The organism is Pseudomonas viridiflava, assembly GCF_900184295.1.
In the GTDB taxonomy this organism is placed as follows: domain Bacteria; phylum Pseudomonadota; class Gammaproteobacteria; order Pseudomonadales; family Pseudomonadaceae; genus Aquipseudomonas; species Aquipseudomonas viridiflava.
Genome location: NZ_LT855380.1, coordinates 1528521 through 1552688 on the forward strand (window position 1 = coordinate 1528521; position 24168 = coordinate 1552688).

The 24168-nt window shown below is 59.2% G+C and carries 26 protein-coding genes; 18 read left to right on the forward strand and 8 right to left on the reverse strand.

Annotated elements, in window-relative coordinates; all coding sequences use genetic code 11:
* Positions 1–146: 146 nt before the first annotated feature.
* Both CFBP1590_RS07220 and CFBP1590_RS07225 read left to right on the forward strand, forming a co-directional pair.
* Positions 147–1484 (forward strand): DEAD/DEAH box helicase, encoded by a 1338-nt coding sequence (locus tag CFBP1590_RS07220; protein ID WP_004887560.1) that lies wholly within the window; start codon positions 147–149, stop codon positions 1482–1484.
* Between the two features lie 455 nt (positions 1485–1939).
* On the forward strand, positions 1940–2314 hold the full coding sequence (locus CFBP1590_RS07225) for a transcriptional regulator (protein WP_088234740.1): 375 nt from the start codon (positions 1940–1942) through the stop codon (positions 2312–2314).
* A 60-nt stretch (positions 2315–2374) separates the two neighbouring features.
* On the opposite strand, the gene CFBP1590_RS07230 is transcribed toward CFBP1590_RS07225, so the two are convergent.
* The 4 genes from CFBP1590_RS07230 to CFBP1590_RS07245 form a co-directional block, all read right to left on the reverse strand.
* Positions 2375–3247, reverse strand: coding sequence for a DUF6279 family lipoprotein (locus CFBP1590_RS07230; protein WP_088234741.1), 873 nt, complete (start codon positions 3245–3247; stop codon positions 2375–2377).
* Positions 3248–3330: 83 nt separating this feature from the next.
* A complete protein-coding gene (locus tag CFBP1590_RS07235; RefSeq protein ID WP_029242484.1) occupies positions 3331–4059 on the reverse strand; it encodes a TorF family putative porin in 729 nt (242 codons plus the stop codon).
* 147 nt (positions 4060–4206) lie between these two features.
* A complete protein-coding gene (locus CFBP1590_RS07240) occupies positions 4207–4719 on the reverse strand; it encodes a hypothetical protein (RefSeq protein ID WP_004887565.1) in 513 nt (170 codons plus the stop codon).
* A gap of 168 nt (positions 4720–4887) precedes the next feature.
* The gene (locus CFBP1590_RS07245) at positions 4888–5076 is read right to left on the reverse strand and encodes a PFL_1563 family small protein (RefSeq protein WP_025994762.1); all 189 of its coding nucleotides are present in this window, start codon (positions 5074–5076) and stop codon (positions 4888–4890) included.
* A gap of 340 nt (positions 5077–5416) precedes the next feature.
* Between CFBP1590_RS07245 and CFBP1590_RS07250 the strand changes: the two genes are divergently transcribed.
* Complete coding sequence (locus tag CFBP1590_RS07250) at positions 5417–6253, forward strand: CvfB family protein (RefSeq protein WP_088234742.1); 837 nt, start codon at positions 5417–5419, stop codon at positions 6251–6253.
* 43 nt (positions 6254–6296) lie between these two features.
* Here CFBP1590_RS07250 and CFBP1590_RS07255 read toward each other — a convergent pair whose 3' ends face one another.
* Positions 6297–6929 carry a DsbA family protein gene (locus tag CFBP1590_RS07255; protein ID WP_058432466.1) on the reverse strand — a complete coding sequence of 211 codons (633 nt, stop codon included), beginning with the start codon at positions 6927–6929 and terminating at the stop codon, positions 6297–6299.
* A 153-nt stretch (positions 6930–7082) separates the two neighbouring features.
* On the opposite strand from CFBP1590_RS07255, the gene CFBP1590_RS07260 reads away from it, so the two are divergent.
* On the forward strand, positions 7083–7484 hold the full coding sequence (locus CFBP1590_RS07260; RefSeq protein WP_025994759.1) for a DUF2177 family protein: 402 nt from the start codon (positions 7083–7085) through the stop codon (positions 7482–7484).
* A gap of 241 nt (positions 7485–7725) precedes the next feature.
* Here CFBP1590_RS07260 and CFBP1590_RS07265 read toward each other — a convergent pair whose 3' ends face one another.
* Positions 7726–8106: a hypothetical protein gene (locus CFBP1590_RS07265; RefSeq protein ID WP_004888248.1), complete on the reverse strand. Its 381-nt coding sequence runs from the start codon at positions 8104–8106 to the stop codon at positions 7726–7728.
* 245 nt (positions 8107–8351) lie between these two features.
* Here CFBP1590_RS07265 and CFBP1590_RS07270 point away from each other — a divergent pair, with 245 nt between their 5' ends.
* The 3 genes from CFBP1590_RS07270 to def all read left to right on the forward strand — a co-directional run bounded on the left by CFBP1590_RS07270 (position 8352) and on the right by def (position 10326).
* Positions 8352–8543: a CsbD family protein gene (locus CFBP1590_RS07270; RefSeq protein ID WP_004888250.1), complete on the forward strand. Its 192-nt coding sequence runs from the start codon at positions 8352–8354 to the stop codon at positions 8541–8543.
* A gap of 226 nt (positions 8544–8769) precedes the next feature.
* On the forward strand, positions 8770–9759 hold the full coding sequence (locus CFBP1590_RS07275; protein WP_004888252.1) for a YihY/virulence factor BrkB family protein: 990 nt from the start codon (positions 8770–8772) through the stop codon (positions 9757–9759).
* A 27-nt stretch (positions 9760–9786) separates the two neighbouring features.
* On the forward strand, positions 9787–10326 hold the full coding sequence (def, locus tag CFBP1590_RS07280; protein WP_029242486.1) for a peptide deformylase: 540 nt from the start codon (positions 9787–9789) through the stop codon (positions 10324–10326).
* 9 nt (positions 10327–10335) lie between these two features.
* Here the strand turns inward: def and CFBP1590_RS07285 are convergent, their stop codons facing one another.
* Positions 10336–10746 (reverse strand): GNAT family N-acetyltransferase, encoded by a 411-nt coding sequence (locus tag CFBP1590_RS07285; protein ID WP_088234743.1) that lies wholly within the window; start codon positions 10744–10746, stop codon positions 10336–10338.
* A gap of 155 nt (positions 10747–10901) precedes the next feature.
* On the opposite strand from CFBP1590_RS07285, the gene CFBP1590_RS07290 reads away from it, so the two are divergent.
* The 9 genes from CFBP1590_RS07290 to CFBP1590_RS07330 all read left to right on the forward strand — a co-directional run bounded on the left by CFBP1590_RS07290 (position 10902) and on the right by CFBP1590_RS07330 (position 19393).
* Entirely contained in the window at positions 10902–11915 is a 1014-nt protein-coding gene (locus CFBP1590_RS07290) for an ABC transporter substrate-binding protein (RefSeq protein WP_088234744.1), read from the forward strand.
* A gap of 7 nt (positions 11916–11922) precedes the next feature.
* Positions 11923–12450, forward strand: a complete 528-nt coding sequence (locus CFBP1590_RS07295) for a GNAT family N-acetyltransferase (RefSeq protein WP_088234745.1) — start codon at positions 11923–11925, stop codon at positions 12448–12450.
* A gap of 98 nt (positions 12451–12548) precedes the next feature.
* A complete protein-coding gene (locus tag CFBP1590_RS07300; RefSeq protein ID WP_025994753.1) occupies positions 12549–13049 on the forward strand; it encodes a hypothetical protein in 501 nt (166 codons plus the stop codon).
* Between the two features lie 31 nt (positions 13050–13080).
* Positions 13081–13518: a nucleoside deaminase gene (locus tag CFBP1590_RS07305; protein ID WP_025994752.1), complete on the forward strand. Its 438-nt coding sequence runs from the start codon at positions 13081–13083 to the stop codon at positions 13516–13518.
* Between the two features lie 731 nt (positions 13519–14249).
* Positions 14250–15071, forward strand: coding sequence for an alpha/beta fold hydrolase (locus CFBP1590_RS07310; RefSeq protein WP_088234746.1), 822 nt, complete (start codon positions 14250–14252; stop codon positions 15069–15071).
* A complete protein-coding gene (locus CFBP1590_RS07315; protein WP_029242492.1) occupies positions 15061–16236 on the forward strand; it encodes a PAS domain-containing sensor histidine kinase in 1176 nt (391 codons plus the stop codon). The genes CFBP1590_RS07310 and CFBP1590_RS07315 overlap by 11 nt, the downstream gene beginning before the upstream one ends.
* Before the next feature lie 230 nt (positions 16237–16466).
* Complete coding sequence (locus CFBP1590_RS07320) at positions 16467–17678, forward strand: GAF domain-containing sensor histidine kinase (protein WP_088234747.1); 1212 nt, start codon at positions 16467–16469, stop codon at positions 17676–17678.
* A 173-nt stretch (positions 17679–17851) separates the two neighbouring features.
* Entirely contained in the window at positions 17852–18172 is a 321-nt protein-coding gene (locus CFBP1590_RS07325; protein WP_088234748.1) for a hypothetical protein, read from the forward strand.
* 54 nt (positions 18173–18226) lie between these two features.
* Positions 18227–19393: a PQQ-dependent sugar dehydrogenase gene (locus CFBP1590_RS07330; protein WP_088234749.1), complete on the forward strand. Its 1167-nt coding sequence runs from the start codon at positions 18227–18229 to the stop codon at positions 19391–19393.
* A 98-nt stretch (positions 19394–19491) separates the two neighbouring features.
* Here the strand turns inward: CFBP1590_RS07330 and CFBP1590_RS07335 are convergent, their stop codons facing one another.
* On the reverse strand, positions 19492–19800 hold the full coding sequence (locus CFBP1590_RS07335; RefSeq protein WP_029242496.1) for a PepSY domain-containing protein: 309 nt from the start codon (positions 19798–19800) through the stop codon (positions 19492–19494).
* A gap of 286 nt (positions 19801–20086) precedes the next feature.
* Here CFBP1590_RS07335 and CFBP1590_RS07340 point away from each other — a divergent pair, with 286 nt between their 5' ends.
* Together CFBP1590_RS07340 and CFBP1590_RS07345 are read left to right on the forward strand one after the other, a co-directional pair.
* Positions 20087–22258 (forward strand): TonB-dependent siderophore receptor, encoded by a 2172-nt coding sequence (locus CFBP1590_RS07340; protein ID WP_088234750.1) that lies wholly within the window; start codon positions 20087–20089, stop codon positions 22256–22258.
* Between the two features lie 546 nt (positions 22259–22804).
* Positions 22805–24121 carry an MFS transporter gene (locus CFBP1590_RS07345; protein WP_088234751.1) on the forward strand — a complete coding sequence of 439 codons (1317 nt, stop codon included), beginning with the start codon at positions 22805–22807 and terminating at the stop codon, positions 24119–24121.
* Positions 24122–24168 lie beyond the last annotated feature (47 nt).

The window sequence follows — 24168 nt, forward strand, 5'->3', positions numbered from 1 at the left end:
GCCAGCGTTTGTTCAGGTTCGACGCCAACGTTTGATGCCCTCGTCGCCAAACAAAATCAGCCGTTGGTGGTAAAGAAACTCGGCCCCGGCGCTCGAAACCGTTACGCTATGCAGCTGTATTTTTGTTTTTCGTCGAGGTAACACCCGTGTTTTCCGAATTCGCCCTGCACGAACGCCTGCTTAAAGCTGTGGCCGAGCTTAAATTTGTCGAGCCTACGCCTGTGCAGGCAGCGGCCATTCCGCTGGCATTGCAAGGGCGCGACCTGCGGGTGACTGCGCAAACCGGTAGCGGCAAGACTGCAGCTTTCGTCCTGCCGATCCTCAATCGCCTGATCGGCCCGGCCAAGGTTCGCGTGGACATCCGCGCCGTGATCCTGTTGCCGACCCGCGAGCTGGCCCAGCAGACCTTGAAGGAAGTTGAACGCTTTTCGCAGTTCACCTTCGTAAAGGCGGGTCTGGTCACGGGTGGTGAAGACTTCAAGGCTCAGGCCGCGATGCTGCGCAAGGTGCCGGACATTCTGATCGGCACGCCGGGCCGTCTGCTGGAACAACTCAACGCGGGCAACCTGGACCTCAAGCACGTCGAAGTGCTGGTGCTGGACGAAGCCGACCGCATGCTGGACATGGGCTTCTCCGAAGATGTCGAGCGTCTGGCCGGTGAATGTGCCGGTCGCGAGCAGACCATGCTGTTCTCCGCCACCACCGGTGGTGCGGGCCTGCGCGAGATGATTGGCAAGGTTCTGAAGGATCCGCAGCACCTGCAGCTGAACAACGTCAGCGAACTGGCTTCCGGCACACGTCACCAGATCGTCATGGCTGACCATAACGTGCACAAAGAGCAGGTCCTGAACTGGTTGCTGACCAACGAGACCTATCAGAAGGCGATCATCTTCACCAACACCAAGGCCATGGCTGACCGTCTTTACGGCCGTCTGGTGGCGCTGGAGTACAAGGCGTTCGTGCTGCACGGCGACAAGGATCAGAAGGACCGCAAGGCGGCGATCGACCGTCTGAAGCAGGGCGGTGCCAAGGTCATGGTCGCAACCGACGTTGCAGCCCGTGGTCTGGACGTTGAAGGTCTGGACATGGTCATCAACTTCGACATGCCACGCAGCGGCGACGACTATGTGCACCGCGTGGGCCGCACCGGTCGTGCCGGCAGCGAAGGCCTGGCGATCTCGCTGATCTGCCATGGTGACTGGAACCTGATGTCGAGCATTGAGCGCTACCTCAAGCAGAGCTTCGAGCGCCGCGTCATCAAGGAAGTCAAAGGCACCTACGGCGGACCGAAGAAGGTCAAGGCGTCGGGCAAGGCTGTTGGCGTGAAGAAGAAAAAGACCGACGCCAAGGGCGACAAGAAGAAAGTCGCCGCCAAAGGCCCGACCAAGCGCAAGACCGCCAACCGTCCCAAGTCCGATCTGGTCAGCCAGGACGGCATGGCACCCCTGAAAAAACGCACCACCCCGGCGCCTGCGGCGGAATAAGCCTAAGCGGGTCCCGGCTTGCACACCCGTAAGAGCTGCGTGAGCTGACCCAATGGGACGCGGAGCGTCCCGGGATGCATGTCCACGCGGAGCGTGGGCACGATCAGCCAAAGGCTTCAGCCCTCACTCTGATCATTCCTCACGCTCCGCGTGGGAATGCCTCTCAGGACGCTCCGCGTCCCGGCGTACACTCCGTAAGACCTGCGTGAGCTATCGGTTACAGCCTCACACTGATCGTTCCTCACGCTCTGCGTGGGAATGCCTCTCAGGACGCTCCGCGTCCCGGCGTACACCCCCGTAAGACCTGCGTGAGCTGATCAGTTCTTTCGCGTTCCCTCCTGCCACCCGGCACCCTCGGCTGAACGGCTGCACACCCCGCAGGTCACAACGTTGAGACAGGCGCTTGTGACCGGATGTCACGAGCCGTTCATCCATGCAGGACGGAGGGTTTTACAATGAATTTCAACTGGGACCTTATCGAACGTCTGCTTCATGACGTGCAGAACAGCGGCGGTTCGTTTGACTCGCAGGAATACACCACGGCTAAAGCCTCGGAAGGCGAGGCGGTCGCCGACTCTGGAAGCCTTCAGGCCGAAGCTGCACAGCTCAAGGAGCTGCTGACCAACCGTGGCTTTATTCAGTCGCGCCCGCCAGAAGAAGACAGTGGGCGTTCGAAGCTCATCCTCACCCCGCGTGGTTCAAGCCTGCTGGCACTGATCGACAGCAGTATCCCCGGCAACGACCACCCGCGTGAGGTCTTGGATAAACAAGAGGATGGGCTGGATCCGGCCACGTTCGATGAAGTGGCGTCCAAGGCTCAGGTTGCCTGATCCCCGTTGACTGTACGCGCTGCCAGCGTGCAGCGCGTTTTTGTGCCTCGCCCGCGAAGACTATTGGGCTGCACCCGCCGCTTTCAGGCAGTTCAGATCGGTGAAATCCTTGCGCATGTCAGCGATCCGGCTCAGCAGGCGGTCCCGCTGCTCCTGGGTGCTTTGTGCGGTGATGTCGACAATCAGGGAGATCGCCGCCTTCTCGGTCTGGTCGTATGCCTTGCGGTATTCCGGGGTCCAGAACGTCTCACGATCCTGCAACAACGCGGCAATGCGCTGCGGGAAGTCGCTGGACTGGCGCTGCTGCACAGTGGTCAGAAACAGGTTCTGCCAGTGCGTGCGGTTTTCGATCCACGCCTTGTTCTGTTCACCCAATGAAGCGGACCACATCTGAATGCGGTCTTTCTGAGGCTGGTTGAGTTTGCCGATCCACGGTGTCAGACGCTTTTCCATACGGTCGGCACGTTCGGCGATCTGGCGTTCCAGAGGCTGATCCAGGTACTTGTTCTCGCGCTTGCGCTGGTCCTTGGCGAAGGCGTTCTGCATTTCCTCGACCTGCTTGTCATCGAAGCGGCTCAGCAGCTCGACGGCCGACGGTGTGATCTCGCGAGAAATCTTGGCGATGGCGTCCTTGGCCTCACGAGTACGTGCTTCCAGACCCTCGTACGTGACCTGATCTTTTTTCACCATCTCTTCCAGCTTGTCCAGCCAGGTCAGGTACTCCGGCAGCTGGGTGCTGCAATGCCAGCTCAGGTGCTGCTTGAGGCGCACGTTGAGCCAGTCTTTCTGAGCGGAGTTCATGTCCAGATAGTCGCTGAGCGTCCACGGAATGATCACATCGAGATTGCGATACGCCAGACCTACCTGATTGCACCCGGCAAGCAGCGACACGGCCATCAACATCGTAATGAAGGCTTTGAACAGAGACTGCATGAACGCTCCTCGGGGGCACTGACCTGCATGGATGCTGTGCAGTAGAGGCGTGTAGCGCCAAGGGGTTCAACCGGGATGCGGTATCAGAAAAACGAACGCACGGCCTTGAGGGTGAAGGTGCCGTCGCAACGCGCATTGTGGCCGCTGTACACGCTGCAATCGCCGCCGCTGAGGCTCGACCCGCTGTAGATCAGGTTCATGTCGATGCCCAGCCAGGGACGCGAGAGATTCAGGGACCAGTCATTGAAGCCGCTGATCTGTCCGCCGTCGTCAGAGGTCTGCGGCGTGTCGAACTGATGGTTGGCGTACTGCATGCGCACGCCGATGCCGAGCCGCTCGATGGCACCCAGATCGATGAACACTGTGCTGTCACGCGAGCCCACGTCGTTGCTGAAGGCGGCGCCCACCCGACTGTCGAGCATCCGCAATCCGGCATAGAACTCGTGGCTGTCGATCTGGCTGGTGTCCGGATAGCTGTAGCGAATCATGCCCAGCTCGTAGCCCAGCGTATTGTCGAAAGGTTTCTTGAAGCCCATGTAGGAATCGACTTCCAGCGCGCTGTCGGGCGTGAAGCCCATGTTGGGTGCCCACTGACCGAAATAGAAACCGCTGTCGTGAGTCAGGTCCATGCCGCCATGAAACGAGCCTGAGCCGCCACTGGGTGTGACCAGGCCCTGCGCCATGCTGCGCGTGGGGGTCGTAGCCAGTTTCAGGTCGAAATCACCCAGATCCCGCTCCAGAACCTGGGCAGATATGGACTGACTGATGAACAGGGCGCTGAAGGTCAACGCATGTAAGCGATGGCTGAGCATGGCTCACTCCTTAGTGTGTCGAGGAGTGTGGTCAGGAATGGCGTATCGAGAAATGGCCCGGAAGCCCGACACAAGCCGCGTGCTAGAGCCTCGCAAGGATACCGTCGAAATCGTGGCGCAGTGCGCCGTTCGTCGATTCGTCGTGTGTCAGTTGGACGCAGTCGCCTGTGCAGAGGGAATGACCAGCCCGCGAATCACCACCAGTGCCTGTTCGAAAGACGGGTAGCCGCTCTTGGCCACATCCAGTTCGGCGTACTCGTTGCGGTAGTGCTCGGAGCGTTTCGGATCGCTGATGCTCAGTTGCTGGGAGAGCAGGGCGATGGCCAGCGGGTGCTTGTGTGCGGCGGCAGTCTGCAGCAGATCGATGATCTGTTTGTGGTCGGCCTGCTGGCGTATCAACAGAACGGCCTGATAGAACTCCGCTTCGCCCGACGCGTCATCCAGCGCGGCACGGCGCAGCATGGCTTCGGCCAGTTCGTAGTTTTCGCGGTTGTCTTCGCTGATCAGCAGCTTGGCCTGCAGCATGTCGTTCTGATACAGCAGGTGACCGGCCCGGCAGGGGCTGTCGGTGAGCTGACTGTCATTGGGACCGTTCTCGCAGTGATGCGATGCGCAGCCACCCAGGTACAAAAGAGCGCCGAAAAGCATCCAGTTCTTCATTCGAGCATTCCGCAAATGAGACAACTACCCGAGCAGGATCCAGCTCGTGGTCATAGTGATATCAGACAAGAGAGTAGCAGCGTGACAGGAGGAATATCCAGCGAAGGATGGTCAATCTAGCGCCCTGAAGGTCAAGGCGCATAGAGATCGACGAGCAAGGCGGGGGTGTTACTTCTTGCCGAGGTTGATCTGCTTGGACGGTGTGAAAGTCTGGCCACTCACGCCTTTGGCGATTTGCTGGATTTCGCCGCCGGACTTCAGGAAAGCCGCAATCTGTGCGTTGATCGAGTCGCTCGTTTCAACGGCTGGTGCGGGCTTGGCTTTCGAGTGGGATGCTTTGATACGCATGGCTGCCATTTACCTTCATAAACGTAATACGGCCAGCCATCGTACAGGAAACCCTTGGTTATTGCTTGGCGAATCTGGCAGCCAACGAGAAGGGATATCTGCGTCAAAACGGCTTTTTTCGGTCTTCAGAGCGTCCAAGCGATTGTTTTGCATGACGAAGTTCATAATGTTGCTTGCTGGCCAACCGATATTACGTGCGCCAGATCGGTGCATCCAACTGACGAGTGGAGAGCCACGTTCCCGTCCGGAATCTCATTTGTCTGCCCACAGTGTCGGCGCCCTGCCTCGTGGCGCGAACGTCGGCGTAAAGTCGGGTAGAATGCGCCCCACGTAATGAGGGTATCTGCACATGGCTTTAATCGGGCGCTACAACAGCTTGCAAGTGGTCAAGCACACTAACTTCGGTCTGTACCTGGACGGTGCGCAGGATGGTGAAATCCTTCTGCCCAATCGTTACATCCCCAAGGATGTGCCCAGTGAGGATGAAGACTGGCTCAATGTTTTCATTTATCTGGACAGCGAAGACAAGCTGATCGCCACCACCGAAAAACCCAAGGTGCAAGTGGGCGAGTTCGCCAGCCTCAAAGTGGTCGAAGTCAACAGCATCGGTGTGTTCCTGGACTGGGGTCTGCCCAAGGACCTGCTGCTGCCGTATTCGGAAGAGAAGCGCACGCTGCAGGCCGGTGACTATTGCGTGGTGCACGTCTACCTCGACAAGCACTCCCGCCGCATCACCGCCACGGCACGTCTGGATCGCTATCTGGACAAGACGCCTGCCAACTACAGCGTCGGTCAGGAAGTCGACCTGCTGGTGGCCGAAGCCACCGACATGGGCTTCAAGGCGATCATCAACAACAAGCACTGGGGCCTGATCCACAAGAACGAAGTGTTCAAGTTCATGCGCGCCGGCAAGCAGGAAAAGGGTTTCATCAAGGAAATCCGTGCAGACGGCAACATCAGCCTGAGTCTGCAACCGGTGGGTGCCGAAGCGGCGAGCAGTCTGAACTCGAAGATCCTGGCCAAGCTGCGTGACAACAACGGCACGTTGCCGGTCAGCGACAAGAGCGATCCTCAGGTCATCAGCGGTCTGTTCGGCGTCAGCAAAGGCAACTTCAAGAAAGCCATCGGTGCCTTGTACAAGCAGGGTCAGATCGTGATCCATGCCGATCGAATCGACCTGGTCTGACAGTGATCAGAGTCTGACTGCGCTGCCTGAGTGACAGCGCAGATCAGGCCCGGACGGACAGCCTGTCGATTTCCTGCTTCAAACGGTTGAACGGCAGCGTGCCGTTGAAAATTCTGGCTTGGTCAAGGGTTTCGTCACTGCGCCGCAGCAGCACGACCGGTACCGCCCTCAACCCCAGCTTCTGCGCCAGCGCCTGATCATCGAGCACGATTTTTTCGTATTCGCTGGCGATCAGCGCCTGTTCCAGTGCCTGCCTGTCCAGGCCGAGGTTGTTGCCCAGCTCCAGCAGCGTCGGCGTCTCGCCGATGTCCAGGCCGTCCTCGAAAAACGCCTTGAACGCACCTTTATGAAAGTCGGCAAACCGTCCCGCCGTTCTGGCGAAAGCGGCTGCCTGAAGCACTTTGCGGCTGCGGGGTTGAACCTTGGGCATCTTCATCACGACCTGACGTTTGTCGGCCATGGGCAGCACGGAGCGTGACCAGGTGGCACGCAAGTAATCGGCATCGGGGTCAAGCATGGCGATAGGGTCGGGGCGCAGTTCGAAAGCGTGCCAGTTGAATTCAAGCCGCTCGCCAAAGCTGTGCTGAAGCTGTTCAAGCACCGACAGTTGCAGATAACAGAAGGGACAGACGTAGTCGCTCCATACATCGATTTTAAAAGGACCCGCAGTGTTCATTCGCCAAACTCCATAACGCTAATTAACACTGACTCCCGTAACTCCTTAAAAGTCCTGCCGTCTGGAGGATCATTTTGCGATTATCAAAGGTCATACCCTCATACGAGGGCTTTCTGCCGTCGAAATCCTCAAGGACGCCCCATGAACATGCCTTTGAAAACGATCGTCACGGCTTACGTCGGCACGCTGTTGGCGTTTCTGGTGCTGGATGGAATCTGGCTGGGGGTGCTGATGGGCCCTACGTACCGCGAGTGGCTGGGACCCTTGATGCTGCAAACCCCGGTTATCGGGCCTGCGGTGGCGTTCTATTTGCTGTATGGCGCGGGTGTGGTGATATTCGGGGTGATGCCTGCGCTCAGGGAACAACGTTTGGGGCGGGCGACGCTGTACAGCGGTCTGCTGGGGCTGATTGCCTACGGCACCTACGACCTGACCAACTGGGCCACGCTGCAGGGCTGGCCTGCGCAACTGGCATTGGTGGATCTGGCGTGGGGCACCGTGGTGTCGGCACTGGCGGGGACTGCGGGGTATCTGGCGGCGCGTCGGTTTGGCTGACAGACCGAGCCGACTGCATTGCCGGCAAGCTGCCTCTTATCAAACAACCTGTAACCCGCTGAAGAAACAATTTTTTTGTGGGAGGCGGCTTGCCGGCGATGAACGATGACGCGATTTTCCTGATATACCGCGTAATCGTTCATCGCGGGCAAGCCCCCTCCCACAGTCCGATGTTTGCTGCGAGACAGCGCTACGTCGAAGACGTGGTTGCGCCTCCCACAGTCCAGCGTTCGCGGCGTGATCAGTCCTGCAAAAAGCCCGCAAAGCTCAGGTTGCTGCCCTTGGGGCGCATGTCCTTGAGCCAGGAGTCCTTGTCGGCACTCAGCTCAAGGCTGACGGTGGGCTTGCGCTTATCGGCATTGCGCACTTCAAGGCCTTCGATGTGGTCACGCATGAACACGGTGGTCACTTTCAAGTGCAGCAGCTGATCCGTTTCAGGCGTGTACATCAGCAAGTGCAGCCACTCGTATTGACCAACCTGCAGACGCGGGACGGGCAGGTCGAACCACCAGATATTGCGCTTGTGGTCGAGCACGGCGAAATGGGTGTTGTTGACGCCGAGCACAGCGCCGCCCAGATCCTGGTTCCTGCGTGCGATGGCCAGCTTTTTATCGAGTTTCATAACGTTCCTGTGAATCGGTTTGTTCAGCGCGCCGGACCGTGCCTGGCAACTGTGCGGCGCATTCTCGCACAAACTCTGCCTCGCGCTCGCGGCGAACAGCAGAAATGAAGGTAAACGGGGCGGCGGACGAACGGCCACCGGAGCACGAAAAATACTTGAAACTCTTGGCGAAAACCGCCGGTCAATCCTTATGTCGAGTACGACATCCGATTCCAATGCGGTCTTCAGACCCAGGAGATACACCCATGAGCAGCACTGGCGATAAAATCAAAGGCATGGCCAATGAAGCAGCTGGTAACGTCAAGCAGGCTGTTGGCAAGGCGACTGACAACACCAAGCTGAGGGCTGAAGGCAAGGCGCAGGAAATCAAGGGCGAAGGCCAGCAGGCCAAGGGCGAAGCCAAGGATGCCATCAAGAAGGGCGTCGACAAGGCGTAAGCTGATCTCTTCCGGCGTGCAGTCCGGGAGGAATACGATGCAGATAACGGTCATCCCAGGATGACCGTTATGCATTCTGCTCTGCGCAACTGAAACCTTTTACGGCCCGTCAAGTCAATGTGACATCGGTCGCTGCGCATGCTTGTCATTGAATTGGCAGATAATTGCAGCGATGTCCGGTCTTGACGATGTAAGGTGTTCCAGTAAGGGAGCGAGAGGAAACGCCATGATTTTCCCCCATTTGCGCCAACTGTCGGTTGGCAAAGTGCTGGTACGCACCGTCAACGAGTTTCTCGACGACGAGATGTCCACCTACGCGTCGGCACTGGCCTACCAGATGCTGTTTTCTCTGTTCCCGTTCCTGCTTTTCCTGATCGCGCTGATCGGCTTCCTGCATTTGCCGGACTTCTTTTCATGGCTGCGCCTGCAGTCGGAGCTGGTCTTGCCGCCGCAGGCACTGGAGCAGGTCAACCCGGTGATCGACCAACTTCAACAATCCAAGGGCGGCCTGCTGTCCATCGGTATCTTTATCGCGCTCTGGACCGCTTCGGCGGGCGTGCGTCTGATGATGAGCGCCATGAACGCTGCCTACGATGTGGTCGAGGGACGCCCGATCTGGAAGCGCTTCCCGCTGTCGATCTTCTACACCGTCGGCATCGCCGGGATGCTGCTCGCCGCGGCTGCGTTCATGGTGCTGGGTCCGCAGGTGATGAACTGGATTGCCGCACAGATCGGCATGGAAGAGTTCATCGTGACGCTGTGGACCATCCTGCGCTGGCCCGCCATCATTCTGCTGCTGATGGTCGCCGTGGCGCTGATTTATTACGTCATGCCTGACGTCAAACAGGAATTCCGCTTCATTACCCCAGGCTCGGTGCTGGCGGTGGTGGTATGGATCGTCGCGTCGCTGGCGTTCGGTTTCTACGTCAAGACCTTTGCTGACTACAACGCCATGTACGGCAGCATTGGTGCGATCATCGTGCTGTTGCTGTATTTCTACATCTCCGCTGCAGTGTTGCTACTGGGTGCGGAAATGAATGCGGTCATCGAGCACATGTCTGCCGAAGGCAAGGAAGAGGGCGAGAAGGAAGCGGGCGACGGTGGTGGCGAGGGTGTTGGCAAACAGCACGTTTCCGGCCTGGGTCGCGATCATTCCGTGCCGCTGCCCAAGGCTGATGAACCTGATTCGGACAATCGCATGTCCACGCAGCGATAGGGCTGAATCCTTGAAAGGACTGACTTCGTGATTCACAAGATCCTGAAAATGGGCGACGAGCGCCTGCTTCGCATCGCTCCGCCCGTACCGCAGACGATGTTCGGCAGTGATGAACTCAAGACCCTCATCGCCGACATGTTCGAAACCATGGAAAGCGTCGGCGGCGTGGGCCTTGCTGCCCCGCAGATCGGCGTTGACCTGCAGCTGGTGATCTTCGGCTTCGAGCGCAGCGAGCGTTACCCACAGGCCGAGGCGGTTCCGCAGACGATCCTGATCAACCCGGTCATCACGCCGCTGTACCCGGCCGTGGAAGAGGGCTGGGAAGGCTGCCTGTCGGTGCCGGGCCTGCGTGGCATGGTCAATCGCTTTCAGAGCATCCGCTACGAAGGCTTCGACCCGGACGGACAACCGATCCAGCGCGACGCTTTCGGTTTTCATGCACGCGTCGTGCAGCATGAATGCGACCACCTGATCGGCCGTCTTTACCCTTCGCGCATCACAGATTTCAGCAAGTTCGGCTTCATGGATGTGATGTTCCCCGACATGGACCCCAACACCGACGATTGACCGTTGCCGTCATGCGTTGCGGCACAAGGCGATCAGCGCCTTGCTGCGGCTGTAACGCATGAAACGCTCGCCCAGCGACTGCGGCAAGCGCTGCGCCTCTTCGAATCCCATTGGCTGATAAAACCCTTGCAAATCCGGATAACAGAACAGCCAGACCGGTCCGGTCAGCGGTTGTACTGCGGCCTCGATCAATCGCCTCGCCACGCTTTGTCCGCGTTCTTCCGGTGCCACGAACAGGCTTGTCAGCCAATGTCCGTTCTCGACCGGGGTGAGGCACAGTGCGCCGATGATCTCCTGCCGTTTCGCCACCCAGGCCTGACCCTTGCTGGCGGCGCGCATCGAGGACTGATGCTGGCGATAGAACTTGCCCAGCAACGGCCGACACTCATCGGGCAAGGGCATGAAATGGGTTTCAGGCATGAGTAACCGCTCACAGGTGCGCAATCAAAGGGGCGAATCATACAGCTCGGCGGGTAACCTTCCCGCATGCTTGCGCAGACGGCTACAACTAATCGTATCCAGTCGGTGTCGATAGCTTTCAGACATCCAGTTCACACCCGCACCTTGAGGTGATCATGAAATCCATAACAAAACTTCTGGGCGGCTCGCTGCTGGCATTGGGGCTGCTCGGACAGCCTGTGCTGGCGGCCAACAAGGCAGAGCCGATCAAATTCGGCGCGCTGACCTGGGAAAGTGGCAGCCTGATCACCGAGGTGCTGCGCACCGTGGTCGAGAAGGGTTACGGCTACTCGACCGACACGCTGCCCGGCAGTACCGTCAGCCTGGAAACCGCACTGGCCAAAAACGACATTCAGGTCATCGCCGAAGAGTGGACCGGCCGCAGCCCGGTGTGGGTCAAGGCCGAAGCGGACGGCAAGGTGTTCGGGCTGGGCGACATCGTCAAAGGCGCGACCGAAGGCTGGTGGGTGCCTGAGTACGTCATCAAGGGCGACCCTGCCAAGGGCATCAAACCGCTGGCTCCCGAGCTGAAAACCGTTCAGGACCTGGCCCGCTACAAGGAGGTGTTCAAGGACCCTGAGTCGCCGGACAAGGGACGCTTCCTCAACAGCCCAAGCGGCTGGACCTCGGAAATCGTCAACACTCAGAAGCTCAAGGCGTACAAGCTGGATGACAGCTTCGTCAACTTCCGTACCGGCTCCGGGGCCGCACTGGACGCCGAGATCGGCTCGTCCATTCGCCGTGGCAAACCCGTGCTGTTCTACTACTGGTCACCCACGCCATTGCTGGGCAAGTACAAGCTGATCAAGCTGGAAGAGCCGACGTTCAACGCCGACGCCTGGAAAACCCTGACCGATGCCAGTAACGCCAATCCCCAGGGCTCCGCATCGCTGGCGGCCAAGCTGTCCATCGGCGTGTCAGCACCATTCAACGAGAAACACCCGGAGCTGGTGACGTTCTTCAAGAAGGTGGATCTGCCCATTGATCTGCTCAACAAGACCCTGGCAGACATGAGCGAAAAACGCACCGATCCGAAGGTCGCCGCTCAGGCATTTCTCAAGCAGCACCCTGAAGTCTGGAAGGCCTGGCTGCCCGATGATGTGGCTGCCAAGGTCAGCAGTGCGCTGTAACTGAGCGATGAACACGACGCAGACCGACCGACTGGTGTTGCGCGACTTCGAGGTCGCCGACGTGCCTGCGCTGGCAGGGATACTCGGCGACCCGCAGGTCATGCGCTATTCCGTACGCGGTGTGCTCAGTGAGCGGGCCACGGGCGAATTCGTGCGTAACTGTATGCACGCGTACAGTGCCGATGGCTTTGCTCCGCAGGCTGTCATCGAGGTCGAGACGAACCGGTTGATCGGGTTCTGCGGTTTGAACGCCGAGCAGATCGATGACGTGATGGAGGTGGAGATCGGCTATCGACTCGCGCCGTCATATTGGGGGCGCGGGCTGGCCAGCGAGGCAGCGCTTGCGACCTTGCGACACGGATTCGAAACCCTGCAGCTTCCCTCGGTCATTGCCATTGTTCAGCCGCAGAACACTGCGTCGGTCAGGGTTTTGCAGAAAACCGGTTTCAGCGACTACATCCACAGCCAGTACCACCGACTGGGCGTGCGCATTTACCGCCTCACACTGGCGCAATGGCGTGACGGACATTGCTGAGAGCGGCACAGGTGAGCGGTATGCGACGTCGGTTGTGGCAAGGGCGATATGAGCTGTTAACGTCCCACACTGCACCGATTCAAGCGTGGGAGGGACGAATGACTGAGAGCCGGCAGGGATTGCAGGTTGCGCTCAGGACCGGTCTGGCATTACTGGCCTGTCTGTTGCTTGACGTTTCAAGGCAGGTGGCTGCCGATGAAGTGGACGACACGGCCCTGACCTTCGTGCAGGAGCGAAAGCTGGGGGACGGTCTGGCGTGGCTGGGTTATCAGGTCGCATCGCGGACGACGACCTTTGCCAGCATCGTTGAAACGGTCGGCAAGACGGAGGCGCAGGAACTGGTGCAGCGCGAGCTGCAACGTCTGCAACCGGACTACCAGGCTGAATGGGACCGCCATCTGGCGACGGCGTATGCGCATTCTTTTTCGGCCGAAGAATTGCGTTCGCTCAGTCAGGGCGACGGCTCGTCTTCGGTGGTGAACAAATTCAGGGCCAGAAACACGCAGGTCAGCGCCGAAATGAAAGCCAGCTCATCGGCATTGTTGGAGCGTTACGTCAGCAGGGCACTGGGCAATGCCCAGAATATTTTGAAACAGTGACACTCAACGAAAGCGAGGCAACATCATGGATATGGATCCGTTCATGCAGGCTGCAATAGACGAGGCCATGCAAAGTCTCGAAGAGGGCGGTATTCCTATCGGCTCGGTGATTGTTCACGACGGCAAGATCATCGGTCGCGGCCATAACCGCAGGGTGCAGGAAAGCAGCGCCATCAAGCATGGCGAAATGGATGCTCTGGAAAATGCCGGACGCCAGCCCGCCAGCGTCTACCGCGAGGCTGTGCTGTACACCACACTTTCACCCTGCGCCATGTGCAGCGGCGCGATTCTGCTGTACGGCATTCGCAAGGTGATCGTCGGCGAAAACCGCACGTTCATGGGCGAAGAAGAACTGCTGCGCTCGCGCGGCGTGGAAATCGAAGTGCTCAACGACGAGACCTGCGAACACATGATGCACCGCTTCATCGGCCACAGACCTGAACTGTGGAACGAGGATATCGGCGAGTAAGAAGCTGATGCCCGCGTAATCCAAACCTGGAAGTCCCTGCAAAGCTCTGCGTCAGATTCGAAAGCGGACGCGGATCGTTCTGGGAGGCATTCCCACGCGGAGCGCTCATTGTTATACACATGTCCGCCTCAACACTGATCGTGCCCATCGCTCCGCGTGGGCATGCCTCCCGTGACGCTCCGCGTCACAAATGGCACAGACTGCGGATTCAGTGAGCCGAGCGCATGACGTGGATAAAGCTGGAGCTTGAGCACACATCTGCGCCGCATTCGAGAGCGGACGCGGAGCGTCCTGGAAGGCATTCCCACGCGGAGCGTAGGAACGATCATCATCGTATTCCTCCAAGATGACTTGTGTATAACGATGAGCGCAGAGCGTGGGAACGATCATCTTCATCATGACCCGACACCGATCGTGCCCATGCTCCGCGTGGGCATGCAGCCCGTGACGCTCCGCGTCACAAATGGCACAGACTGCGGACTCTGTGAGCCAAGCGCACGGCTCACGTCACCTTTTCGCCCCTCGACGAATCATGCAGATGAAGCAAAGTGAGCAAACTGCTCCGCTCTGGCCCCGACTTCTTCAGTGCTGCCTTTTCCATCGTTATATACAGTGGCTCATCATAAATTCGGTTTGTGCCACTAGTTTGCCTGTAACGATGATAATCTCGCCATATCGTATTGGCTGTACGCGCGCCGTGAAGGATGCGCGGCCGTTTTCTGGAGCCCGTTATGTCGGTCCAACAGCGTAACAATGTCAAAGTCATGGGCGAAGGACCGACCACATTGATTTTTGCCCACGGTTTTGGTTGTGATCAGAACATGTGGCGCTTCATGTCGCCTCATTTTGCAGAGCATTACAGGGTTGTGCTCTTCGATCTGGTCGGCAGCGGACAGTCGGACACCTCCTCCTACTACGCGCACAAATACGCAACGCTCAAGGGTTATGCCACGGATCTGCTGGAACTGGTCGATGAATTCGGCGGTTCGGGTCCGATCATTCATGTCGGCCATTCAGTCAGTTGCATGATCGCCGTACTGGCCGAACTTCAGTCGCCGGGGCGCTTTGCGGGGCACGTGATGGTAGGGCCGTCTCCGCATTACCTGAACGATGGGGATTATGTCGGCGGCTTCACACGGGCGGATGTGGATTCGCTGCTGGAAACGCTTGAGAGCAATTACCTGGGCTGGTCCAGCACCATGGCACCCACGCTGATGGGGGCGTCCGACCGACCGGAGCTGGGCGAAGAACTGGCCAACAGTTTCTGTCGAACCAACGCCGACATCGCCAAGCAGTTTGCCCGCGTGACATTCCTTTCCGACCATCGCGCCGATGTCGCTCTGTTCAACGCCAAAACGCTCATCCTGCAAAGCAGCGACGATCTGGTCGTGCCGGTTCAGGTCGGCGAATACCTGCATCGCGTGATCGCGGACAGCACCTTGCACATGATCCACAACGTGGGGCATTACCCGCATATGAGCGCGCCGCAGGCGTGTATTGATGCCATGAACCTGTTCCTCGATTCCTTTGGACGTGCCACGCATGGCCATTGAAGACGCAGGCCTGCCCTCAACCGAGGCGCTTTACGAGCATGCGCCCTGCGGACTGCTGATCACGCAGCCCGACGGCACGATCGAGCGGGTCAACCAGACGTTCTGTCTGTGGCTGGGCCTTGAGCGCGAGGCAGTGCTGGGGCGTCGTTTTCAGGACCTGCTGAATATGGCCGGCAGGGTCTTTCTGCAGACCCACTGGGCGCCTCTGCTGCAAACGCAGGGCTCGATTGCCGAAGTCAAAGTCGAGATCACTCACGCCGACGGTCGTTCCATTCCCATGATGCTCAACGCGGTACGCCGCGAGTATCCGGCCGGTGTGTTGCATGAACTGGCGGTGTTTCTCGCTGAGGAACGCAACAAGTACGAACGCGAACTGCTGGCGGCGCGCAAGATGGCCGAGGAACTGCTGCAGCATCAGATGTCAGTTCAGAGTGAGTTGACCTCGGCCCGCAACCGCCTGCGCCTGGCACATGCCGAGGCGGAAATCCGTGCGATTTTTGCCGAACAGATGGTGGGCATCGTCAGCCATGACCTGCGCAACCCATTGGCCGCGATCAAGATGGCGGCCGGCTTGCTGGAGCGCAGTCTGCTGGAGCCTCGCCAGCAGCGTTTCCTCGGCCAGATCCATCATTCCACCGACCGCGCCGAGCGCATGATTGTCGATCTGCTGGACTTCACGCAGGCCCGCGTAGGCCAGGGCATCAATCTCTCGATGCAGCCGATCGATCTGCACGCCACGGTGGCCAGGGGCGTCGAGGAATTGCGACTCACCTTCACCGCAAATACGCTGATTCATCGCATGGAAGGAGAGGGCGCTTGCATCGCTGACCCGGACCGCCTGCTGCAACTGGTCGGTAACCTGGTCAGCAACGCGGTCACCTATGGCACACCGGACAGCGAGATCGTCATCACTTCGGTATTCGAGGCGAACGTGATCAAGGTATCGGTGCACAACCGTGGCGAGCCGATTCCGATGGAGAAGGTCGATAGCCTGTATGAACCGGCCGTGCGCCTGGTCAGCGACAGCGATGAAACCCGAACCGTCGGACTGGGCCTGTTCATCGTCCGCGAGATTGTGCGGGCGCATCTGGGTGATATCAGTGTTCGGTCATCGGTTGAAGAGGGCACCACCTTCACGGCGACACTTCCACGTCCCGCAGCTTGAATTTTTGTTGTGTGGAGAATATTGCCTACCTCGCCAAAATCCATTCAAATGGATAGATAGCAATATTCATATGAGTTGAATATTTTCATGTGCAGCGCGTCCCGTCTGGAAGAACGGTACAGGCGCGGAACTAAACGTTAAGGTTGCGCAGACATTGATATACAAAACGGTCTGCGCGTCTAAAATGTTTCGTCATGCACAGCACATCAAAGCTTCGTTACAGGTCTGACATGCGGCAATCCATTGCAAATGATGTAGCCACAATCGGTCGGATCAGCGCTGTTCCCGCCATTCTGCAAGTCGTGACCGAATCGACCGGTCTCGGGTTTGCAGCCGTTGCGCGCGTCACACAAACGTCCTGGACCGCCTGCGCCGTTCTGGACAACCTTGACTTCGGTCTGGAGGCGGGCGGCGAGCTTGAATTGACGAGCACCATCTGCCATGAAATCAGTTCTTCACACCAGCCTGTAGTGATTGATCACGTGGCAGAAGACGCGAAGTTCTGCGCCCACCACACACCGCGCCTGTACAACTTCGAAAGCTACATCTCTGTCCCGATCTTTCTTGCCGACGGCTCGTTCTTCGGCACCATCTGCGCGCTGGACCCCAAGCCCGCCACTCTGACCGGCACACCAATACTGGCCATGATGGAGTCATTCGCCCGGCTGCTGGCGTTGCAGATTGAAGCCGAGGACAACATGCAGCAGGTGCAGGCCGATCTGCTGGCCGAGCGTGAAGTCTCGGAGTTGCGCGAACAGTTTATCGCCGTGCTCGGGCATGACCTGCGCAATCCGCTGTTCGCCATCAACGCCAGTGCCGAATTGCTGTTGCGCCGTCCGCTGGACGACAAGGCGCAGCAGATCGTCCATCACATCCTGACCTCCGGCAAGCGAGCCTCGCAACTGGTGGACGATGTGCTCGACTTTGCAAGGGGGCGTCTGGGGCACGGCATTCCGCTGAGTATTCATGATGCGCAGGGCCTGGATGCCACACTTGAACATGTGGTTTCCGAGATTCAACGTGTGCACCCCAAAAGACTGATTCGTTCCCGCATCGGCCTGCTGGAACACATCCGCTGCGACCACGAGCGGATTGCGCAGCTGCTGTCCAATCTGGTGTCCAACGCCATCAGCCATGGCGATGCGCAAAGCCCGGTCGATGTCGTGGCGCTGGTCGATGGCGGCTCGTTCCTGCTCAGTGTGACCAATCAGGGCGCGCCCATTCCCGAGGCGGTTCTGAATCAGCTGTTCCAGCCTTACTCACGGCCCGTGACGGACGAACCTCAGGCCGGGCTCGGTCTGGGGCTGTACATCGCCAGCCAGATTGCCCTCGCGCATGGCGGCACGCTCGAGGTGTGTTCGACACGCGAGCGCGGCACGACATTCACGTTCAGCATGCCGCTGGTCTCGGCTTCATCGTCGTCCATCGCGAGCGCCCGATAAGCGCCGCCAGGTCATGTGCGGATACGTTTTCGTGCCGCACTGACCATCCTTGTTACAAACTCATCCGCCGCTTTACTTGCTCATCGCCACTGCCGGGCCGAACCTGAAGCCTCGATTGCCATCAAAGGCCTGAGTCTTCACCGTTCTCGACGCACACCCATAAGAGGTAAGTGATGAACAGTTTCGTGCGCAAACTGATGTGGGGCGCGCTGTGCGTGTTATCCACAGTAGGCGCTGTACAGGCACAGAACCTGCCCAACAGCACGCTGAACAACGGCGCCAGCAGCAACCCTTACAACAGCCCGATCCATCGCGCCAATCCGAACAGCCGCCAGGGCACCGAATCGAGTGTCCCACCTTCACGTGCGCCCAACATCGCGCCGCCGGTGCGCAAGCCCACGCTGGAAAACGGCGGCATCGGCAATGGCTATCCAAACCGTCAGACACCCCAGCGGCCATCCACGCAGAACCCTGATTCACGGCGTAATCAGTGACGTCACGTCCAGGCCTTGAGGCAGGACATCCAATCAATGCATAAGGAATCGCCCATGTTCAGAAAAACCCTGTTTGCGACACTGTGTGCCACTGCCTTGTTGAGCCTGCCGCTGTCTGCGGGTGCTGCTCCCACCGAGAATTATAAAAGTGACCTCGGCACCGTGACCGTAACGCCGGTCGCCGAGGGCTTGAACTACCCGTGGGCACTGGCGTTTCTGCCGGACAGGAAAGGCATTCTGGTGACCGAACGCTCGGGCAATCTGCGCCTGGTTTCTGCGGACGGCAAGCTGTCCGCGCCGATCTCAGGCGTGCCGCAAGTCTGGGCCAGAAAGCAGGGCGGTCTGCTGGACGTGGTGCTTTCGCCTGACTTCGCCAAGGACCGCATGGTCTACCTGACGTACTCCGAAGGCAGCGGCAAGACAGCCGCCGAAGGCGACACCGCAGGCACTGCCGCAGGGCGCGGGCGGTTGTCGGCGGACATGACCAAACTTGAAGATTTTGAAGTGATTTTCCGTCAGGAGCCCAAGCTGTCGGTCGGCAATCACTTTGGTTCGCGCATGGTGTTTGACCGCGACGGTTACCTGTTCATCGCGCTGGGCGAGAACAACGAACGCGCAACGGCGCAGGACCTGGACAAGCTGCAGGGCAAGATCGTGCGTATCTTCCCTGACGGTAACGTGCCCAAGGACAACCCGTTCGTTGGCCAGAAAAACGTGCGTCCGGAAATCTGGTCCTACGGCCATCGCAATCAGCAGGGTGCTGCGCTGAACCCATGGTCTGGCACCTTGTGGACCAACGAACACGGTCCCAAGGGTGGCGACGAAGTGAACATCATCGAGCGTGGCCAGAACTACGGCTGGCCGATCGCGACGCACGGCATCAACTACTCGGGTGAGCCGATTCCGGAAGCCCAGGGCAAGTTTGTCGAAGGCACCAAAGTGCCGTTTCAGGTCTGGGAAGTTTCACCGGGCCTCAGCGGCATGGCTTTTTACGACGATGGTCGCTTCAAGAAGTGGGACCACAACCTGTTCATCGGCGCGCTGGCCACTGAAGAGTTGATTCGCTTGAAGTTTGAAGGCGACAAGATCGTTCAGGAAGAACGTCTGTTGAAAGACATGAAACAACGCATTCGCGATGTGCGTCAGGGGCCGGATGGCTACTTGTATCTGCTGACGGATGACAGCAAGGGGCAGTTGTTGAAAGTCGGGTTGGCCGAATAAGCCGTCCCTTATATAACGCACAAAAAAATTCCCACGCAAGGTGGGAATTTTTTTGATCGGTTATCAGGCGGTGAATGGCTCAGCGCCCGACAGCAGGATTAACGATCCTGTTCGTCACGTACAACGGCGCCGGTCTTGGCGTTCACGTCGTAGTTCCACTCAACGCCCTTGGCGTCCTTGAGTTCGATCTGGTAGATGTAGTTGCCGCCAACATCCTTATCGAGTTCGGTGTCGTGAATCTCAAAGCCTGGGTGCTTGGCTTGCGCTTGCTTGTTGAACTGTTCCAGATCACCGATTGCGCCGGATTTCTGCAGGCCGGCAATTTGATCGGGACGAACATCAGCTTGGGCGGCACCGGCAGCAACAGTCAGGGCAGCAGCAGCGAAGAGGGCAGAGATAAGTTTCATAAAGATAGTCCTTCTGATTGATCTGTTGTAATGGATTGCTGGCTCGCTGAATCGTTCAGCGGCTTTGTTGAATTCAGATTATCCACGCTGACTTAATTCACGCTTAATAAACCGTTGTGTCCGGTTATTTCGAATCAGCGAGGTGAGTAAAGTGTGCTCACTCGATTCGTCTACAGAATGACGTGCACGCAAAGGTTGAAAAAAACCGGCGGTGAACGTAAAAGGTTGCCCCCTGCCGGAAGGTGCTTCGCGTCTGTCCAGGCGCCTGATCTTCTGGAGTCCGACAATGAGTACGCCCTATCGACCTGCCGCGCGTCTTGCGTCTCGCTTGTTGCCTTTGGGCATGGCCGTCGCTTCGCCGGTGCTGGCGGTCGAGCCGGTCAATCTGGAAGCCGTTAATGTCTCGGGCACCCGCGAAGAAAGTGTCGGCGACTATAAAGCGGCGCGGGCTTCGAGTTCAGGTTACGACCAGGCGACGTTGCTCGACACGCCCGCATCGGTATCGGTATTCACTGCTGCGCTGATCGAGGATCGCCAGGCCAGACTGCTCAGCGAGGTGCTGCGCAACGATGCTTCGGTGGGCGAAAGCTATGCCCCGGTCGGCTACTACGAAAACTTCGTGGTGCGCGGTTTTTCGCTCAACGCGGCCAACAGCTATCGCATCAATGGCCGCAGCATCACTGGCGAGCAGAATGTGGCGCTGGAAAACAAGCAGCAGGTTGAATTGCTCAAGGGCTTGTCGGGCCTGCAGAGTGGCGTGTCGGAGCCGGGTGGTGTCATCAATTACCAGACCAAGCGCGCCGAGGATGTGCGTTCGGTCACGGTGTCCACCAGCGAGCATGGCGAGCGCTACATTGCCACTGATGTGGGCGGCTGGTTTGGCAGCGAGCAACAGTTCGGCCTGCGTGCCAATCTGGCGCATGAAGACATTCGCTCCTACGTCGAGCATGCCGACGGCCAGCGGGATTTCGCGTCCCTGGCGTTCGACTGGAACATCAGTGATCGCGCCTTGCTGCAACTGGACGTCGAGTACCAGACCAAAGAGCAGCGCTCCGTGCCCGGCTACCAATTGCTCGGCGGCACGACCCTGCCGCACGATGCTTCTCCGCGCAAACTGCTGGGTTATCAGAGCTGGTCCAATCCCGTCGGGATCGACTCCCTGAACATGAACGGCCGCTTCGAGTATCGCTTCAATGACAGTTGGAAGGGCAGCCTCAGTGCCTCTCGCAGTCGTGTGGTGATCGACGACTACAGCGCGTTCGCCTGGGGCTGCTACGGTTCGGCCAGTTGCGCGGCAGAAGCGGTGCCCAATCATTTCAGTGCCGAAGGTGGGTATGACATCTATGACTTCCGCAGCCCTGACGACACACGGCGCAACGATGAAGTCGAAGCGGCCATGTCCGGCGTTTTCACTACCGGCTCGCTCGGTCACGAGTTGACCTTCGGCACCAGCGCCTACCGTCGTACGGTCGACACGCGAGGCACCTTCAACGAGTTTGTCGGCTCCGGCAACATCAATGAGGCGCCCGAAGCGGTTTCGCCCTCCGATTTGCCATTGCCGCACACCGAGCGTCGTCTCGACAGCCGCCAGTACGGGTTGTTCGCCACCGACCGCATCAGCTTCAACGAGCAGTGGCAGACAGTGCTGGGCGGGCGTCAGGTGCGTCTCGACGAGCAGGCGTACGCCGAGGACGGTAGCGATGCGCGCCACACTGAACGCTGGGTGTTTCTGCCCCAGGCCGCGCTGATCTACAAGCCGGTGGACAACCTGTCGCTCTACACCAGCTACAGCAAAGGGCTTTCGTTGGGTGGGACGGCGGCGTGGTTCACCACCAACGCCAGCGAAATTCTCGCCCCGACCGTGTCGCGACAACTGGAAGCCGGGATCAAGTACGACTGGCAGCGCATGAGCTTCACGGCCGCGCTGTTCCAGGCGCGTCAGGCTTATCAGTATTCAAGGCCCAATGATGACGGCACCTTTACCTACGTGCAGCAGGGCGAGCAGAAGAACACGGGTCTTGAGCTGGGTGCCAGCGGCTGGGTGACTGAGCGTCTGCAGATTTCCGCCAGCGCCGCAGCGATTCGGGCACGGGTCGAGGGCAGCGGCACCGAAGCTTATGAAAGCCATCAGGCACTCAACGTGCCCAAATACCGTGGCAGCCTGCAGGCCGACTACAGCCTGCCGATTCGCGGCCTGGCGTTGCTCGGTGGCGTGCAGTACAGCGCCAGCAAAATGGCCGACCGCGAAGGCTCGGTGCAGGTCAATGATTACGCGCTGTTCAACGTCGGCAGCCGCTACAGCACGAAAATCGGCGGATACGACACGGTCCTGCGCCTGACCGTCGACAACCTGTTCGACAAACGCTACTGGCGCGACGCTGGCGAATACCTGGGCGACGACTACCTGTTCATGGGCGCCCCCAGAACCGCCAGACTCTCGGCTTCAGTCAATTTCTGAGTTGACTGCCGAAGCGGACGCAGAGCGTCCTGAGCGGCATTCCCACGCTGGAGCATGGGAACGATCAGTGATCTGAAAAACCTGTGGGAGGCGGCTTGCCGGCGATGGCGTCAGTTCAGTCGCTGATATGTCGCGTTAGGGAATGCATCGCCGGCAAGCCGCCTCCCACCGTCCGTGGCCGCAGCAAGACTCGGGTATAACGCTGAGCGCAAGCATGGGCATGATCGGCGTGCTTGAGATCATGCTGATCGTTCCTACGCTCCGCGTGGGAATACCGCTCAGGACGCTCCGCGTCCGCTCTCGAATGTGGCGCAGATGCGTGGACAAGCTCCAGCGTTATCCACGTCATGCGCTCGGCTCACTGAATCCGCAATCTGTGCCATTTGTGACGCTCTGCGTCACATTCGAAGGGCAGCGCAGCAGGCAGGGACCAGTCTGCCCGCGATAAGTACACCGTCTCCAAACCCCACACCCGGATCCAAGCTTTGCTATTCTTCGCGCCCAGCGAGCGCGGGACGCGCTTTTCAGCCATGTATCGGGGGCTTCATGACGGCCATCGTTCGACCACCTCAAGCGCCTTTCAGCCGTGGTGACTACAAGACTCTGGGTCTTGCAGCGCTGGGCGGGGCGCTGGAAATCTACGATTTCATCATCTTCGTATTCTTCGCGCTGACCCTCAGCCAACTGTTCTTCCCGCCTGAAATGCCCGAGTGGCTACGTCTGTTGCAGAGCTTCGGCATCTTCGTGACCGGCTATCTGGCACGTCCGCTGGGCGGAATTCTGATGGCGCATTTTGCCGACCGTCTGGGGCGCAAACGCGTGTTCAGCCTCAGCATCCTGATGATGGCCTTGCCCTGTCTGTTGATCGGCATCATGCCCACCTACGCCCAGATCGGCTATTGGGCGCCGTTGGTGCTGTTGGCCCTGCGCATTCTCCAGGGCGCTGCGGTCGGCGGCGAAGTACCGAGCGCCTGGGTATTCGTCGCAGAGCACGCCCCGAATGGCCATCGCGGTTACGCCCTGGGCGTGCTGCAGGCCGGTCTGACCTTCGGCTACCTGCTGGGCGCACTGACCGCGACCTGGCTGGCCCGCGTCTACAGCCCGGCAGAGATTCTCGACTGGGCCTGGCGCATTCCGTTTCTGCTCGGCGGTGTGTTCGGCGTGGTGGGCGTCTGGCTGCGTCGCTGGTTGAGCGAAACGCCGGTGTTCATGGCCCTGCATGCCCAGCGCGAGGGGCTGCAAGGCCTGCCGCTGAAACAGGTCCTGAAAGACCACCGTGCCTCGCTGCTGCCCGCCGCCTTGCTGACCTTCGTGCTCACCTCGGCCGTGGTCGTACTGGTGGTCATCACACCAACAGTCATGCAGCAGCGCTTCGGCATCTCGGCCAGCCAGACGTTTGCCCTGAGCGCCGCCGGTATCGTGTTTTTGAACATCGGCTGCGTGCTGGCCGGCATGCTGGTCGACCGGATCGGCGCCTGGCGCGGCGTCATGCTTTACAGTCTGTTGTTGCCGCTGGGCATCGGCGTGCTGTACGCCAGCCTGATCGAGCAGTGGCTGCCGCTCAGCGTGGCCTACGCCGTTGCGGGTCTGGCCTGCGGAATCGTGGGTGTGGTGCCTTCGGTCATGGTGGGGCTGTTCCCGGCCAACATCCGCGTGTCGGGTATCTCCTTCACGTACAACATCGCCTATGCCTTCTGGGCCAGTACCACGCCGCTGCTGCTGATCGCGCTGATGCCCTGGAACGTCTGGGTCTGCGTTCTTTACGCCGTCGTGATGGGCATGACCGGTCTGCTTACAGCCGTGGTGTTTGGCTTGCGCAGGGGCGTGCAGGTCGATGACGTGGCCATGGGCCGGGCCAGTTAGCAGCCCGGCTGGTATCCATCGGTCGGTTCGAGTTCATCGACAACCTG

What these genes read in the sequence shown, in the direction of transcription:
- CFBP1590_RS07225 (WP_088234740.1), top strand. Translation starts at nt 1,940, where the DNA reads ATGAATTTCAACTGGGACCTTATCGAACGTCTGCTTCATGACGTGCAG.
- CFBP1590_RS07230 (WP_088234741.1), bottom strand. Translation starts at nt 3,247, where the DNA reads ATGCAGTCTCTGTTCAAAGCCTTCATTACGATGTTGATGGCCGTGTCG.
- CFBP1590_RS07235 (WP_029242484.1), bottom strand. Translation starts at nt 4,059, where the DNA reads ATGCTCAGCCATCGCTTACATGCGTTGACCTTCAGCGCCCTGTTCATC.
- CFBP1590_RS07240 (WP_004887565.1), bottom strand. Translation starts at nt 4,719, where the DNA reads ATGAAGAACTGGATGCTTTTCGGCGCTCTTTTGTACCTGGGTGGCTGC.
- CFBP1590_RS07245 (WP_025994762.1), bottom strand. Translation starts at nt 5,076, where the DNA reads ATGGCAGCCATGCGTATCAAAGCATCCCACTCGAAAGCCAAGCCCGCA.
- CFBP1590_RS07250 (WP_088234742.1), top strand. Translation starts at nt 5,417, where the DNA reads ATGGCTTTAATCGGGCGCTACAACAGCTTGCAAGTGGTCAAGCACACT.
- CFBP1590_RS07255 (WP_058432466.1), bottom strand. Translation starts at nt 6,929, where the DNA reads ATGAACACTGCGGGTCCTTTTAAAATCGATGTATGGAGCGACTACGTC.
- CFBP1590_RS07265 (WP_004888248.1), bottom strand. Translation starts at nt 8,106, where the DNA reads ATGAAACTCGATAAAAAGCTGGCCATCGCACGCAGGAACCAGGATCTG.
- CFBP1590_RS07270 (WP_004888250.1), top strand. Translation starts at nt 8,352, where the DNA reads ATGAGCAGCACTGGCGATAAAATCAAAGGCATGGCCAATGAAGCAGCT.
- CFBP1590_RS07275 (WP_004888252.1), top strand. Translation starts at nt 8,770, where the DNA reads ATGATTTTCCCCCATTTGCGCCAACTGTCGGTTGGCAAAGTGCTGGTA.
- CFBP1590_RS07285 (WP_088234743.1), bottom strand. Translation starts at nt 10,746, where the DNA reads ATGCCTGAAACCCATTTCATGCCCTTGCCCGATGAGTGTCGGCCGTTG.
- CFBP1590_RS07290 (WP_088234744.1), top strand. Translation starts at nt 10,902, where the DNA reads ATGAAATCCATAACAAAACTTCTGGGCGGCTCGCTGCTGGCATTGGGG.
- CFBP1590_RS07295 (WP_088234745.1), top strand. Translation starts at nt 11,923, where the DNA reads ATGAACACGACGCAGACCGACCGACTGGTGTTGCGCGACTTCGAGGTC.
- CFBP1590_RS07300 (WP_025994753.1), top strand. Translation starts at nt 12,549, where the DNA reads ATGACTGAGAGCCGGCAGGGATTGCAGGTTGCGCTCAGGACCGGTCTG.
- CFBP1590_RS07305 (WP_025994752.1), top strand. Translation starts at nt 13,081, where the DNA reads ATGGATCCGTTCATGCAGGCTGCAATAGACGAGGCCATGCAAAGTCTC.
- CFBP1590_RS07310 (WP_088234746.1), top strand. Translation starts at nt 14,250, where the DNA reads ATGTCGGTCCAACAGCGTAACAATGTCAAAGTCATGGGCGAAGGACCG.
- CFBP1590_RS07315 (WP_029242492.1), top strand. Translation starts at nt 15,061, where the DNA reads ATGGCCATTGAAGACGCAGGCCTGCCCTCAACCGAGGCGCTTTACGAG.
- CFBP1590_RS07320 (WP_088234747.1), top strand. Translation starts at nt 16,467, where the DNA reads ATGCGGCAATCCATTGCAAATGATGTAGCCACAATCGGTCGGATCAGC.
- CFBP1590_RS07325 (WP_088234748.1), top strand. Translation starts at nt 17,852, where the DNA reads ATGAACAGTTTCGTGCGCAAACTGATGTGGGGCGCGCTGTGCGTGTTA.
- CFBP1590_RS07330 (WP_088234749.1), top strand. Translation starts at nt 18,227, where the DNA reads ATGTTCAGAAAAACCCTGTTTGCGACACTGTGTGCCACTGCCTTGTTG.
- CFBP1590_RS07335 (WP_029242496.1), bottom strand. Translation starts at nt 19,800, where the DNA reads ATGAAACTTATCTCTGCCCTCTTCGCTGCTGCTGCCCTGACTGTTGCT.
- CFBP1590_RS07340 (WP_088234750.1), top strand. Translation starts at nt 20,087, where the DNA reads ATGAGTACGCCCTATCGACCTGCCGCGCGTCTTGCGTCTCGCTTGTTG.
- CFBP1590_RS07345 (WP_088234751.1), top strand. Translation starts at nt 22,805, where the DNA reads ATGACGGCCATCGTTCGACCACCTCAAGCGCCTTTCAGCCGTGGTGAC.